Genomic DNA, 13,818 nt, shown 5'->3' with positions numbered 1-13,818 from the left:
CCTCCCGGTACCACTGGAGCCGCCGCGGGGCTCAGGCCTCCCGGTACCACTGGAGCCGCCGCGGGGCTCAGGCCTCCCGCCGCACCTCGACCACCCGGAACCGGTTGGCGACGAACGCCCCGTCGCACAGCGCCGCGCTGGCCGCCGGGTTGCCGCCCGAGCCGTGGAAGTCGGAGAACGCGGCCGTCTGGTTCACGTACACCCCGCCCGTCAGGTTCAGCGACAGCTGCGCCGCCTCCTCCAGGCACACTTCCCGCACGGCCTGCTCGACCTCGGAGTCGGTGGTGTACGCGCCGACCGTCATCGCGCCCTTCTCGCGGATGGTCCGGCCCAGCAGCTCCACCGCGTCCGTCACCGAGTCGACCGCGACGGCGAAGGACACCGGCCCGAAGCACTCGCTCATGTACGCGGCCTCCGCGTCCGGCTTGGCCCCGTCCAGCTTCACGATCACCGGCGTGCGGACGACCGCCCCGGGGAAGTCCGCGTTGGTGATCTCCCGGGACGCCAGGGCGACCTCGCCCAGGCCCGACGCCTTGTCCAGCCGCGCCTTCACGTCCGGGTTGACGATCGCGCCGAGCAGCGCGTTCGCCCGGGCGTCGTCGCCCAGCAGGCCGTCCACGGCCTTCGCGAGGTCCGCGACGACCTCGTCGTACGACTTGGGGCCCTGGTCCGTGGCGATGCCCTCGCGCGGGACCAGCAGGTTCTGCGGGGTCGTGCACATCTGGCCGCTGTACAGGGACAGCGAGAAGGCCAGGTTGGAGAGCATGCCCTTGTAGTCGGACGTGGAGTGGACGACGACCGTGTTGACGCCGGCCTTCTCCGTGTAGACCTGCGCCTGGCGGGCGTTGGCCTCCAGCCAGTCGCCGAAGGTGGTCGAGCCCGTGTAGTCGATGATCCGGATCTCGGGGCGCAGGGCGAGCGTCTTGGCGATGCCCTCGCCCGGGCGCTCGGCGGCCAGCGCCACCAGGTTGGGGTCGAAGCCGGTGTCGGCGAGCACCTCGCGGGCGACCTGCACGGTGAGCGCGAGCGGCAGCACCGCGCGCGGGTGGGGCTTGACCAGGACCGCGTTGCCCGTGGCCAGGGAGGCGAACAGGCCCGGGTAGCCGTTCCACGTCGGGAAGGTGTTGCAGCCGATCACCAGGCCGATGCCGCGCGGGACCGGCGTGAACTGCTTGGTCATGGCCAGCGGGTCGCGCTTGCCCTGGGGCTTGGTCCACTCGGCGTTGTCCGGCGTGCGCACCTGCTCCACATACGCGTACGCCACCGCTTCCAGGCCGCGGTCCTGCGCGTGCGGCCCGCCCGCCTGGAACGCCATCATGAACGCCTGGCCGGAGGTGTGCATGACCGCGTGCGCGAACGCGTGCGTCCGGTCGCTGATCCGCTTGAGAATCTCCAGGCAGACCACCGCGCGCTGCTCCGCGCCCGCGTCCCGCCAGGCCCGCTGCCCGGCCTTCATGGCGGGCAGCAGCACGTCGAGGTCCGCGTGCGGGTACGTCACGCCCAGGTCGATGCCGTACGGGGACGTCTCGCCGCCCACCCAGTCGTCCGTCCCGGGCTGGCCGAGGTCGAGGCGGGTGCCGAGCAGGGCGTCGAAGGCGGCCTTGCCCGCCGCCGCGTCCAGGCTGCCGTTCTCCCCGTAGGCCTTGGGGTGCTCGGGGTGCGGGGACCAGTACGCGCGCGTGCGGATCGCTTCCAGCGCCTGGTCGAGGGTGGACCGGTGCCGGGCGATCAGCTCGTGCGCCGAGAGTGCGGCGGTCATGGGTGACCAACTCCTCGTCTCAAGAACTCCTCGTCGAGTTCATGACCTGGGCAGAATCCTGGGCAGGAACACTCGGACAGAGCTAGAGTAACCGAACGATCGGTCGGTTCAAGGGGGTCCGCCGCATCTGTGGAAAACCCCGTGCGGGAGGATCGCGCACATGACAGCACTGGACCTCAGCAGCCCCGTGGCCGTCGTCGGCACCGGCACCATGGGCCAGGGAATCGCCCAGGTCGCGCTGGTCGCGGGCCATCCCGTACGGCTGTACGACGCGGTGCCCGGGCGGGCGCGGGAGGCCGCCGACGCGATCGGGGCCCGCCTGGACCGGCTTGTCGAGAAGGACCGGCTCACCGGCGCCGACCGGGACGCCGCCCGCGCCCGGCTGCTGCCCGCCGACGACCTCGCCGACCTCACCGACTGCGCCCTGGTGGTCGAGGCCGTCCTGGAGCGCCTGGACGTCAAGCAGGAGCTGTTCCGCGCGCTGGAGGACATCGTCGACGACGACTGCCTGCTCGCCACCAACACCTCGTCGCTGTCCGTCACCGCCATCGGCGGCGCACTGCGCGCCCCCGGCCGCTTCGTCGGCCTGCACTTCTTCAACCCCGCCCCGCTGCTGCCGCTGGTCGAGGTCGTCTCCGGGTTCGCCACCGACGTCACGTACGCCACGCGCGCGTACGAGACGGCCCGCGCCTGGGGCAAGGCGCCGGTCGCCTGCGCGGACACCCCCGGCTTCATCGTCAACCGCATCGCCCGGCCCTTCTACGCCGAGGCCTTCGCGGTGTACGAGGCGCAGGGCGCCGACCCCGCCACCATCGACGCCGTGCTGCGCGAGTCGGGCGGTTTCCGGATGGGCGCGTTCGAGCTGACCGACCTGATCGGCCAGGACGTCAACGAGTCGGTGACGCGGTCGGTCTGGGAGTCCTTCTTCCAGGACGTGCGCTTCACCCCGTCCCTTGCCCAGCGCCGCCTGGTCGAGTCCGGCCGGCTGGGCCGCAAAACGGGGCAGGGCTGGTACGACTACGGCGGCGGCGCCGAGCGGCCCGAGCCGGACACCGCCGAGCAGCGGCAGCCGCCCGCCTACGTCGTCGCCGAGGGCGACCTGGGCCCGGCCTCCGACCTGCTCGCGCTGATCCGCGAGGCGGGCATCCCGGTCCGCGAGGAGGACGAGGACAACGGCACCCGCCTGGTGCTGCCGAGCGGCGGCCAGCTCGTCCTCGCCGACGGGCAGACCTCCGTGGAGTTCCGGGACGTCGTCTACTTCGACCTCGCCCTGGACTACCGCAAGGCGACCCGGATCGCCCTGTCCGCCTCCCAGGACACCGCCCCCCAGACCCTCGCCGAGGCCACCGGCCTCTTCCAGGCGCTCGGCAAGAAGGTCACCGTCATCGGAGACGTGCCCGGCATGATCGTCGCCCGCACGGTCGCCCGGATCATCGACCTCGCGCACGACGCCGTCGCCAAGGGCGTCGCCACCGAGGAGGACATCGACACCGCGATGCGCCTCGGCGTCAACTACCCCCTGGGCCCCTTCGAGTGGAGCCGCCGGCTCGGCCGCTCCTGGGCCTATGCCCTCCTGGACGACCTGCACCTGCGCGACCCCTCCGGCCGCTACGCGCCGTCCCTCGCGCTGTACCGCCACGCCCACGCCTCCGACCAGCGGGAGGGCACCGCCCCATGACCACCGCCAAGCGCGACACCTACACCCCGGACACCCTGCTGTCCGTCGCCGTCCGGGTGTTCAACGAGCGCGGCTACGACGGCACCTCCATGGAGCACCTCTCCAAGGCGGCCGGCATCTCCAAGTCGTCGATCTACCACCACGTCACCGGCAAGGAGGAGCTGCTGCGCCGGGCCGTGAGCCGGGCCCTGGACGGCCTCTTCGGGATCCTCGACGAGGAGCACGCGCGCGTGGGGCGCGCCGCCGAGCGCCTGGAGTACGTCGTGCGGCGCATGGTCGAGGTGCTCATAGTCGAGCTGCCCTACGTGACGCTGCTGCTGCGGGTGCGCGGCAACACCGAAACCGAGCGGTGGGCCCTGGAGCGCCGCCGCGACTTCGACCACCGGGTCGCCGACCTGCTGAAGGCCGCGGCGGCGGACGGGGACGTGCGCGGCGACATAGAGGTCCGGCTGGTGACCCGGCTGGTCTTCGGCATGATCAACTCGATCGTGGAGTGGTACAAGCCGGGCGGGCGGGGCATGAGCGAGCGCGAGGTGGCCGACGCGGTGGTGCAGCTGGCGTTCGGCGGGCTCCGGAAGGACGCCTGAGCCCGGCCCGGCTCAGCCCTGCGGCTCCAGGTCCTCCTCCTCGAACACCAGCAGCGTGCGCGTGCTCAGCACCTCCGGGATCGCCTGCAGCCGGGTCAGCACCAGCTCGCGCAGGGCCCGGTTGTCCGACACGTGCACCAGCAGCAGCACGTCGAAGTCCCCGCCCACCAGGGCGATGTGGGAGGCGCCGGGCAGCTGTCTGAGCTGCTCGCGGACCGTGCGCCAGGAGTTCTGGACGATCTTCAGGGTGATGTACGCGGACGTGCCCTGACCGGCCCGCTCGTGGTTGACGCGGGCGCCGAAGCCGCGGATGACGCCGTCCTCGACGAGCCGGTTGATGCGGGCGTAGGCGTTCGCGCGCGAGACGTGGACCCGCTCGGCGACCGACCGTATCGAGGCGCGGCCGTCCGCCTGGAGCATGCGCAGGATGTCCTGGTCGATGGCGTCCAGGGGCCGCGCCGGCGGCAGCGCACCGCTGTCCTCCGGGCTCTCGGCCATTTGTTCAGATGCCACCTGCGCCCGCCTCCCTGCCATGGACGTACTGCGTCCATCTCAGGCTGTGGAGAACCGTTTGTCCACAGCCTGAGGTCACCCGTAGCCAAAATGTGCCGACGACCGAACAATCGGTAGGTGAGGCGTGTCACAGCCGACGTGCCTCTCGAAGCTCCCATGAGGAGGTGCCGTCATGACGGTCATGGAGCAGCGGGGCGCGTACCGGCCGACCCCGCCGCCCGCCTGGCAGCCGCGCATGGATCCCGCGCCGCTGCTGCCCGACGCCGAGCCGTACCGCGTCCTCGGCACCGAGGCGGCCGCGAAGGCCGACCCGGAGCTGCTGCGCCGGCTCTACGCGGAGCTGGTGAAGGGCCGCCGCTACAACGCGCAGGCCACCGCCCTCACCAAGCAGGGCCGTCTCGCGGTCTACCCCTCCACGACCGGCCAGGAGGCCTGCGAGGTCGCCGCCGCGCTGGTCCTGAAGGAGCAGGACTGGCTCTTCCCGAGCTACCGCGACACGCTCGCCGTGGTGGCCCGCGGGGTGGACCCCGTCGAGGCGCTGACCCTGCTGCGCGGCGACTGGCACACCGGCTACGACCCCTACGAGCACCGGGTCGCCCCGCTGTGCACGCCGCTCGCCACCCAGCTGCCGCACGCCGTGGGTCTCGCGCACGCCGCCCGCCTCAAGGGCGACGACGTCGTCGCGCTGGCCATGGTCGGCGACGGCGGCACCAGCGAGGGCGACTTCCACGAGGCGCTGAACTTCGCCGCCGTCTGGCAGGCCCCCGTCGTCTTCCTCGTGCAGAACAACGGCTTCGCGATCTCCGTCCCGCTCGCCAAGCAGACCGCGGCCCCGTCGCTGGCCCACAAGGCCGTCGGCTACGGCATGCCCGGCCGCCTGGTCGACGGCAACGACGCCGCCGCCGTCCACGAGGTGCTCTCCGACGCCGTGCGGCACGCGCGCGAGGGCGGCGGCCCCACCCTCGTCGAGGCCATCACGTACCGCGTCGACGCCCACACCAACGCCGACGACGCGACCCGCTACCGCGGCGACGCCGAGGTCGAGACCTGGCGCGCCCACGACCCGATCCAGTTGCTGGAGCGGGAGCTGACCACGCGCGGCCTGCTCGACGAGGCCGGCGTCGAGGCCGCCCGGCAGGACGCCGAGACCATGGCGGCGGCCCTGCGCGAGCGCATGAACCAGGACCCGGCCCTGGACCCCATGGACCTGTTCACCCACGTCTACGCCGAGCCCACCCCGCAGCTGCGCGAGCAGCAGGCCCAGCTGCGGGCCGAGCTGGAGGCCGAGGCCGACGCCGAGCCCGAGGGGGGCACGCACCGATGACCACCGTCGCCGTCAAGCCGGCCACCATGGCGCAGGCCCTCACGCGCGCGCTGCGCGACGCGATGGCCGCCGACCCCGCCGTGCACGTCATGGGCGAGGACGTCGGCACCCTCGGCGGCGTCTTCCGCGTCACCGACGGCCTCGCCAAGGAGTTCGGCGAGGACCGCTGCACGGACACCCCGCTCGCGGAGGCGGGCATCCTCGGCACGGCCGTCGGCATGGCCATGTACGGCCTGCGCCCGGTCGTGGAGATGCAGTTCGACGCGTTCGCCTACCCGGCGTTCGAGCAGCTCATCTCGCACGTCTCCCGCATGCGCAACCGCACCCGCGGCGCCATGCCCCTGCCGATCACCATCCGCGTCCCCTACGGCGGCGGCATCGGCGGCGTCGAGCACCACAGTGACTCCTCCGAGGCGTACTACATGGCGACTCCGGGGCTCCATGTCGTCACGCCCGCGACCGTCGCCGACGCCTACGGGCTGCTGCGCGCGTCCATCGCCTCCGACGACCCGGTCGTGTTCCTGGAGCCGAAGCGGCTGTACTGGTCGAAGGACTCCTGGAACCCCGAGGAGCCCACGCCCGTTGAGCCGATAGGCCGCGCGGTGGTGCGGCGCTCGGGCCGGAGCGCCACGCTCATCACGTACGGGCCGTCCGTACCCGTCTGCATGGAGGCGGCCGAGGCGGCCCGGGCCGAGGGCTGGGACCTCGAAGTGGTCGACCTGCGCTCCCTGGTGCCGTTCGACGACGCGACGGTGTGCGCCTCGGTGCGGCGGACGGGACGCGCGGTCGTCGTCCACGAGTCGGGCTCCTTCGGGGGCCCGGGCGGGGAGATCGCGGCCCGGGTCACGGAGCGCTGCTTCCACCACCTGGAGGCGCCGGTGCTGCGCGTGGCCGGGTTCGACGTCCCGTACCCGCCGCCGATGCTGGAGCGCCACCACCTGCCCGGTGTGGACCGGATCCTGGACGCCGTGGGGCGCCTGCAGTGGGAGGCCGAGAGCTGATGGCACAGGTGCTGGAGTTCAAGCTGCCCGACCTCGGTGAGGGGCTGACCGAGGCGGAGATCGTCCGCTGGCTGGTCGAGGTGGGTGACGTCGTCGCCGTCGACCAGCCGGTCGTCGAGGTGGAGACGGCCAAAGCGATGGTCGAGGTGCCCTGTCCCTACGGCGGCGTGGTCACGGCCCGCTTCGGCGAGGAGGGCCAGGAGCTGCCCGTCGGGGCGCCGCTGATCACGGTGGCGGTGGGGGAGCGCCCGCCGTCCGGCGACGGCACGGCGGGATCCCGGAGCGAGGGCTCGGGCAACGTCCTCGTCGGGTACGGCACCGCGGAGGCGCCCGCGCGGCGACGCCGGGTGCCGCCGGGGCGGCCGGTGACGGAAGCGGTCGACGGCCGGGGCGCTGCCGTCCCGGCGGCGGTGAACGGCGAGGCCGGGGACGCCGAGGCGGAGGACGGCCCCGTCCCCGTGATCTCGCCCCTGGTGCGCCGGCTGGCCCGGCAGAACGGCATCGACCTGCGGGAGCTGACCGGCTCCGGCCCCGACGGGCTGATCCTGCGGGCGGACGTCGAGTACGCCCTGCGGGCCGCCGCCCCGGCGGGCGCGGCGGCTCCGGCGGCCGGGCCGCACGCCGGCGTGCCGCCGGTGGCGAGCCCGGCCACCGCGCCGGTCACCGCACCGCGGCCCCCGGCCACCGCGGCCCTCGGCGAGACCCGCACCCCGCTCAAGGGCGTCCGCGGCGCCGTCGCCGACAAGCTGGCGCGCAGCCGCCGGGAGATCCCGGACGCGACCTGCTGGGTCGACGCCGACGCCACGGAACTGATGCGGGCCCGCACGGCCATGAACGCGGCAGGCGGACCCAAGATCTCCCTCCTGGCCCTGCTGGCCCGGATCTGCACGGCGGCGCTCGCCCGCTTCCCGGAGCTCAACGCCACGGTGGACGCGGAGGCCCGGGAGGTCGTCCGGTTCGACCACGTGCACCTGGGCTTCGCGGCGCAGACCGACCGAGGGCTCGTCGTCCCGGTCGTACGGGACGCGCACGCCCGCGACGCCGAGTCGCTCACCGCGGAGTTCGCCCGGCTGACCGAGGCGGGCCGCGCCGGGACGCTGACACCCGCGGACCTCACCGGCGGGACCTTCACGCTGAACAACTACGGGGTCTTCGGCGTCGACGGCTCCACACCGATCATCAACCACCCCGAGGCCGCCATGCTCGGCGTCGGCCGCATCGTCCCCAAGCCGTGGGTGCACGCGGGCGAGCTGGCCGTGCGGCAGGTCGTCCAGCTCTCGCTCACCTTCGACCACCGGGTGTGCGACGGCGGCGTGGCGGGCGGCTTCCTGCGGTACGTGGCGGACTGCGTGGAGCAACCGGCGGTGCTGCTGCGGACGCTGTGATTCCTGTTCCCGGCCTGAGCAGGCGCCCGTGATCGCGCCGGTTCCCCCGCGTTCCCTGTGATCGCGGGGGCACGCATACTCGAGGCGTGACCGCCTACGAGCCCCCCGGAGAACCCGGCGCCGGCCCCGGCCCCGCGCGAGGGGCGGACCCCGCCGCGTACGACGCCGTCGTGCTCGCCGGTGGTGCCGCCCGGCGTCTCGGCGGCACCGACAAACCCGGTGTGCGCGTGGGCGGGCGGGCCCTGCTCGACCGTGTGCTCGCCGCGTGCGGCGGCGCCCGTACCACCGTCGTCGTCGCCGCGCCCCGGCCGACCGCACGCCCCGTGACCTGGGCCCGTGAGGACCCGCCCGGCGGCGGCCCGCTCGCCGCGCTCGGCGCCGGGCTGCGGCCCGTCACCGCGGAGCACGTCGTGGTGCTCTCCGCCGACCTGCCGTTCCTCCGGGAGCGGACCGTCGAGCGGCTGCTGGGCACGCTCCGCACGAGCGGGGCCGACGGCGTGCTGCTGACCGACCCCGACGGCCGCGACCAGCCGCTCGTGGCCGCGTACCGCACGCGCCGCCTGCACGAGACGCTGGACCTCCTCACCGGGAGACACGGCGGTCTGGACGGCCTCCCGCTGCGGCGCCTCGTCGCCGAGCTGGATCTCACCCGCGTCCCCGATCCCGTCGCGTCGTTCGACTGCGACACCTGGGACGACATCGCCACCGCCAGGGCACGCATCAGGGAGCATGGTCACGTGTTGGATGAATGGATTTCCGCCGTCAAGGACGAACTGGGGATCGACCTCGACGTCGACACCCGCGCCCTGCTCGACCTCGCCCGCGACGCCGCCCACGGTGTGGACCGGCCCGCGGCGCCGCTGACCACCTTCCTCGTCGGCTACGCGGCCGCACGGGCCGGTGGAGGCCCCGAGGCGGTCGCCGAGGCGTCCCGCAAGGCCGCGGCCCTCGCGGCCCGCTGGGCGGAGGAGAGCACCGCGCAGGACCCGTCCGCGGCCTCGGCCCAGCCCGACGTCGCCCCCGACGCCACGCCCGACACCCGCCCGGACGCCGGATGACCCCGCACGGCACCCGCGCCGGTGAGGACGCCGAGGACCTCGACGTCGAGGAGGTGCTCGCCCTCGTGAGGAACAGCAACGGCAATCCTCCGCCCGACCCCGCGGCCCGCGGCGGGACGGACAGCACCCGCACGCCGCACCGGCCGGACACCCGCCACCACGCCACCCCCTGGCCCGAGGCCCGTGCCCACGCCGAACGCGCCGCCCGGAGCGCCGCCCGGGCCGCCCGTCGCGCCCCCGTCTCCGTGCCTCTCGACGCGGCGCTCGGCCTCACCCTGGCCGCCCCGCTCGACGCCCTCACCGACCTCCCCTCGTTCGACACCTCCGCGATGGACGGCTGGGCGGTCGTCGGCCCCGCCCCCTGGGTCGTACGGGACGAGGGCGTCCTGGCCGGGCACGCCGCACCCGCGCCCCTCACCGACGGCGAGGCCGTCCGGATCGCCACCGGCGCCCGCATCCCCCCGGACACCACCGCCGTCCTGCGCAGCGAGCACGGCCGCACCGACGACAAGGGCCGCCTGCACGCCACCCGGGACGTCGTCCCCGGCCAGGACATCCGCCCGCGCGGCCAGGAGTGCCGCAGCGGCGACCAGCTCCTCCCCGCCGGCACCCTCGTCACCCCGGCCGTCCTCGGACTCGCCGCGGCGGCCGGATACGACACGGTCACCGCCGTCCCCCGCCCCCGCGTCGAGGTCCTGGTCCTCGGCGACGAACTGCTCACCGAGGGACGCCCGCACGACGGCCTGATCCGGGACGCGCTCGGCCCGATGCTGCCGCCCTGGCTGCGCGCCCTCGGAGCCGAGGTCACCGCCGTACGACGGATCCGCGACGACGCCGACGCCCTGCACGAGGCGATCGCCACGGCCGGCGCCGACGTCATCGTCACCACCGGCGGCACCGCCGCGGGCCCTGTCGACCACGTCCACCCCACCCTGCGCCGGATCGGCGCCGAACTCCTCGTGGACGGCGTCCAGGTGCGCCCCGGCCACCCCATGCTGCTGGCCCGCACCGGCGAGACCCAGCACCTCGTCGGCCTGCCGGGCAACCCGCTCGCCGCGGTCTCCGGGCTGCTGACCCTCGCCGAGCCGCTGTTGCGGACCCTCGCGGCCCGCCCGGCCCCGGAGCCGTACACCATGCCGCTCAGGGACGCCGTGCAGGGGCACCCGTACGACACCCGGCTCGTTCCCGTCGTGCTGCGCGGAGACGAGGCCGTGCCGCTGCACTACAACGGCCCGGCCATGCTCCGCGGCATCGCGGCGGCCGACGCGCTGGCCGTCGTGCCACCGGGGGGCACACGTCCCGGGCAGGAGACGGAACTGCTCGACCTGCCCTGGGCGTCCGCAGGAATCGGGGTGTGTTTCACGTGAAACTTCCGGGCCAGGACGCGATCGCCCGCCAGGCCGACGAGCATCTGGTGACCCATCGGGTGAAACTCCCGAAGAAAGTGGTGGAACATCCGATCCGCCAGGTCGCCAAGCGGCTCTCCATGGCCCTGGTGGTCCTTGTCGTGACCGCGCTGATCGTCTACGCCGACCGCGACGGCTACAACGACAACGCGGGCGGCGGCATCACCCTCCTCGACGCCTTCTACTACGCGACCGTCACCCTCTCCACCACCGGCTACGGTGACATCACCCCCGCCGGCGATGCCGCCCGGCTCACGAACATCCTCGTCATCACGCCCCTGCGCGTGCTGTTCCTGATCATCCTGGTCGGCACCACCCTCGAGGCCCTCACCGAACGCACCCGTGAGGAGTGGCGACTGACCCGCTGGAGGTCCACGTTGCGCGATCACACCGTCGTCATCGGCTTTGGCACGAAGGGCAGGTCGGCGATCCAGACCGTCTGCGCGACGGGCCTGAAGAAGGAGCAGGTCGTCGTCGTCGACCCGAGCTCCAAGGTGATCGATGCCGCGACCGCGGAGGGCTACACGGGCATCGTCGGGGACGCGACCCGCAGCGAGGTGCTCAAGCGGGCCGAGCTCCACAAGGCACGGCAGATCATCATCGCGACCCAGCGCGACGACACGGCGGTCCTGGTGACCCTGACGGCCCGGCAGCTCAACCGCGGGGCGAAGATCGTGGCCACGGTGCGGGAGGAGGAGAACGCGCCGCTGGTCAAGCAGTCGGGCGCCGACGCCGTCATCACCAGCGCCAGCGCCGCCGGCCGCCTGCTCGGCCTGTCCGTGCTCAGCCCCTCGGCCGGCATGGTGATGGAGGACCTCATCCACCAGGGCAGCGGGCTCGACATCGTCGAACGGCCGGTCGTCAAGGCCGAGGTGGGCAAGACACCGCGGGAGATCGCCGACCTGGTGGTGAGCGTCATACGGGGGCACCGCGTACTCGGCTACGACGATCCGGCCGTCGGGCGGCTGGAGCTGACCGACCGGCTCATCACGATCGTGCGGAAGACACCGGCCACTCAGGTCACGCCCGACCTCCGCCCGATGTCACGGGACTGACCGGCGCGGCAGCGGAGCGCCGGCCGCCCGCACCCACCCGGGCGCGACGGCCGGCTCAAGGCCCCGAGGGCTACTTCCGGTTGTACAGCCGCATCGTGACCGGCCCGAAGACCAGCACGAACAGTCCGGCCCACCCCAGCGACCAGGCGATCTCGGCGGTCGGCCAGTCCCCGCCCATCAGGCCGCGCACCGCCGACGCCAGATGCGTGATGGGGCTGTTGTTGACGAACGCCTGGAGCCAGCCCGGCATGGTCTTCGGGTCGACGAACACGTTCGACAGGAAGGTGAGCGGGAAGATCACCATCATGCTGACGCCCATCACCGACTTCTCGGTGCGCAGCATCAGCCCGAACATCGTCCAGATCCACGAGAACGCGAACGAGAACAGCACCAGCAGGGCGATCCCAGCCAGCACACCGGCAACGCCGCCGTCCGGCCGGTAACCGAGGATGACGCCGACGGTGAGCATCACCACGGACGCGATCGTGTACCGCAGGGCGTCACCGAGGAGATAGCCGACCATCGTCGACGGCCGCCAGATCGGCAGGCTGCGGAACCGGTCGAAGACGCCCTTCTCGATGTCGGTGTTCACCGAGACACCCGTGTACATCGTGATCATCACGACCGACATCACGAGGATGCCCGGCAGCAGGAACTGGATGTACTCCTTCGGCGAGCCGGCCAGCGCCCCGCCGAACAGGTACGTGTACATCAGCACCATCATGATCGGGAACGCCGTGACGTCGAAGAGCTGCTCCGGCACGTGCTTGATCTTCAGGATCGCCCGCCAGCCGAAGGTCATGGACGCCGACCAGGCGCTGGGCCGTGGCGGCCGGGCCTTGGCGATGAGCAGCGCGGCGAGGGACTCGGCGCTGACCGGGGCGAGGTCCTTGCTCTCGGTGCTCGTCGCGGTGCTCATGCCGCCACCTCGTCCTTCGGGTCGTCGGAGCGGTCGGAGGAGTCGTGCGTGTCGTGTCCGGTGAGGGCGAGGAACACCTCGTCCAGGCTGGGCTGGCCCAGCGAGAAGTTGTCGACGGTGATCCCGGCCCGGGCCAGCTCGCTCAGCGCGCGGGCGGCCTGTTCGGCGGCGGAGTCGTCGCTCGCCGCCGTGCCGAGCCGGGCGGTCAGGGCCACCGGGTCGGGCTCCAGCTGCACCTGGGCGTCCAGGGCCCGGCGCAGCAGGTCGGCGGCGAGGGTCCGCCGGTCGGGATCCCGTAGCCGCAGATGGACGGATCCGGCGCCGACGGACGACTTCAGCTCGCCCTTGGTGCCCTCGGCGATCACCCGGCCGCGGTCGATGACGGCGATCCGGGACGCCAGCTGGTCGGCCTCGTCCAGGTACTGCGTGGTCAGCAGCACGGTGGTGCCCTGGGCGACCACGGCCCGCACGATGTCCCACACCTGGTTGCGGCTGCGCGGGTCCAGGCCGGTCGTCGGCTCGTCGAGGAACAGCAGGTCGGGCGTGTTGAGGATGGACGCGGCGATGTCGATCCGGCGCCGCATGCCGCCCGAGTAGTGCTTGACCTGCTTCCCGGCCGCCTCCGTCAGCCCGAAGGCCTCCAGGAGCTGGGCGGCACGCTCGCGGGCGGCCTTCTTGTGGTGGCCGAGGAGTCGGCCCAGCAGGACCAGGTTCTCGGTGCCGGTGAGGTCCTCGTCCACCGACGCGTACTGGCCGGTGAGGCTCACCCGGCCGCGCACCTCGTCGGCCTCGCGGACGATGTCGTGGCCGAAGACATGGGCCTCGCCGCCGTCCGGCCGCAGGAGTGTGGCGAGCATCTTCACGGTGGTGGTCTTGCCGGCGCCGTTCGGGCCGAGCACCCCGTAGACCATGCCCGCGGGCACGGACAGGTCGACTCCGTCGACGGCCCTCGTCTCACCGAACGTCTTCACCAGGCCCGCGGTCTCGATCGCCAGGCCGGACGACTGCGTGCTCATGCTTCGGGTCCTTCCGAGTACTGGGCTACGCATGGAGAGACCTTCACCGTCGCTGAAACTCATCGGTCGCGCACACGGGTCTTCGCCAGAACCGGACCAACGGCGTAGGCGGAACCG

12 protein-coding genes are annotated in these 13,818 nt (G+C 73.1%); 8 read left to right on the top strand and 4 right to left on the bottom strand.

The window, feature by feature from the left end:
- Nucleotides 1–67: 67 nt before the first annotated feature.
- Nucleotides 68–1,759: a phenylacetic acid degradation protein PaaN gene (gene paaN / locus ACSUPV_RS20095; RefSeq protein WP_436948040.1), complete on the bottom strand. Its 1,692-nt coding sequence runs from the start codon at nt 1,757–1,759 to the stop codon at nt 68–70.
- A 160-nt stretch (nt 1,760–1,919) separates the two neighbouring features.
- On the opposite strand from paaN, the gene ACSUPV_RS20090 reads away from it, so the two are divergent.
- Together ACSUPV_RS20090 and ACSUPV_RS20085 are read left to right on the top strand one after the other, a co-directional pair.
- Nucleotides 1,920–3,437 (top strand): 3-hydroxyacyl-CoA dehydrogenase, encoded by a 1,518-nt coding sequence (locus ACSUPV_RS20090; protein ID WP_037762703.1) that lies wholly within the window; start codon nt 1,920–1,922, stop codon nt 3,435–3,437.
- A complete protein-coding gene (locus ACSUPV_RS20085; RefSeq protein WP_436948037.1) occupies nt 3,434–4,024 on the top strand; it encodes a TetR/AcrR family transcriptional regulator in 591 nt (196 codons plus the stop codon). The genes ACSUPV_RS20090 and ACSUPV_RS20085 overlap by 4 nt, the downstream gene beginning before the upstream one ends.
- A 12-nt stretch (nt 4,025–4,036) precedes the next feature.
- Here ACSUPV_RS20085 and ACSUPV_RS20080 read toward each other — a convergent pair whose 3' ends face one another.
- A complete protein-coding gene (locus ACSUPV_RS20080) occupies nt 4,037–4,522 on the bottom strand; it encodes an Lrp/AsnC family transcriptional regulator (RefSeq protein ID WP_031118145.1) in 486 nt (161 codons plus the stop codon).
- 187 nt (nt 4,523–4,709) lie between these two features.
- Here ACSUPV_RS20080 and pdhA point away from each other — a divergent pair, with 187 nt between their 5' ends.
- The 6 genes from pdhA (at nt 4,710) to ACSUPV_RS20050 (ending at nt 11,766) form a co-directional block, all read left to right on the top strand.
- A complete protein-coding gene (gene pdhA / locus ACSUPV_RS20075; protein ID WP_031118144.1) occupies nt 4,710–5,861 on the top strand; it encodes a pyruvate dehydrogenase (acetyl-transferring) E1 component subunit alpha in 1,152 nt (383 codons plus the stop codon).
- Nucleotides 5,858–6,862: an alpha-ketoacid dehydrogenase subunit beta gene (locus ACSUPV_RS20070; protein WP_031118143.1), complete on the top strand. Its 1,005-nt coding sequence runs from the start codon at nt 5,858–5,860 to the stop codon at nt 6,860–6,862. The genes pdhA and ACSUPV_RS20070 overlap by 4 nt, the downstream gene beginning before the upstream one ends.
- Nucleotides 6,862–8,247, top strand: coding sequence for a dihydrolipoamide acetyltransferase family protein (locus ACSUPV_RS20065; protein ID WP_436948035.1), 1,386 nt, complete (start codon nt 6,862–6,864; stop codon nt 8,245–8,247). The genes ACSUPV_RS20070 and ACSUPV_RS20065 overlap by 1 nt, the downstream gene beginning before the upstream one ends.
- 86 nt (nt 8,248–8,333) lie before the next feature.
- Complete coding sequence (locus ACSUPV_RS20060; RefSeq protein ID WP_031118141.1) at nt 8,334–9,305, top strand: NTP transferase domain-containing protein; 972 nt, start codon at nt 8,334–8,336, stop codon at nt 9,303–9,305.
- Entirely contained in the window at nt 9,302–10,672 is a 1,371-nt protein-coding gene (locus tag ACSUPV_RS20055) for a molybdopterin molybdotransferase MoeA (RefSeq protein ID WP_031118140.1), read from the top strand. Before ACSUPV_RS20060 ends, ACSUPV_RS20055 begins: the two co-directional genes overlap by 4 nt.
- On the top strand, nt 10,669–11,766 hold the full coding sequence (locus ACSUPV_RS20050) for a potassium channel family protein (protein WP_037762690.1): 1,098 nt from the start codon (nt 10,669–10,671) through the stop codon (nt 11,764–11,766). Before ACSUPV_RS20055 ends, ACSUPV_RS20050 begins: the two co-directional genes overlap by 4 nt.
- 70 nt (nt 11,767–11,836) lie before the next feature.
- On the opposite strand, the gene ACSUPV_RS20045 is transcribed toward ACSUPV_RS20050, so the two are convergent.
- Both ACSUPV_RS20045 and ACSUPV_RS20040 read right to left on the bottom strand, forming a co-directional pair.
- On the bottom strand, nt 11,837–12,685 hold the full coding sequence (locus ACSUPV_RS20045; protein WP_031118138.1) for an ABC transporter permease: 849 nt from the start codon (nt 12,683–12,685) through the stop codon (nt 11,837–11,839).
- Nucleotides 12,682–13,701 carry an ATP-binding cassette domain-containing protein gene (locus ACSUPV_RS20040; RefSeq protein WP_037762688.1) on the bottom strand — a complete coding sequence of 340 codons (1,020 nt, stop codon included), beginning with the start codon at nt 13,699–13,701 and terminating at the stop codon, nt 12,682–12,684. The genes ACSUPV_RS20045 and ACSUPV_RS20040 overlap by 4 nt, the downstream gene beginning before the upstream one ends.
- Nucleotides 13,702–13,818 lie beyond the last annotated feature (117 nt).

This window comes from Streptomyces sp. SudanB52_2052 (assembly GCF_964272415.1).
Lineage (GTDB): Bacteria > Actinomycetota > Actinomycetes > Streptomycetales > Streptomycetaceae > Streptomyces > Streptomyces olindensis.
The sequence above is the reverse complement of the archived record's forward strand: the minus strand, read 5'-3'. Positions and strand labels throughout refer to the sequence as shown.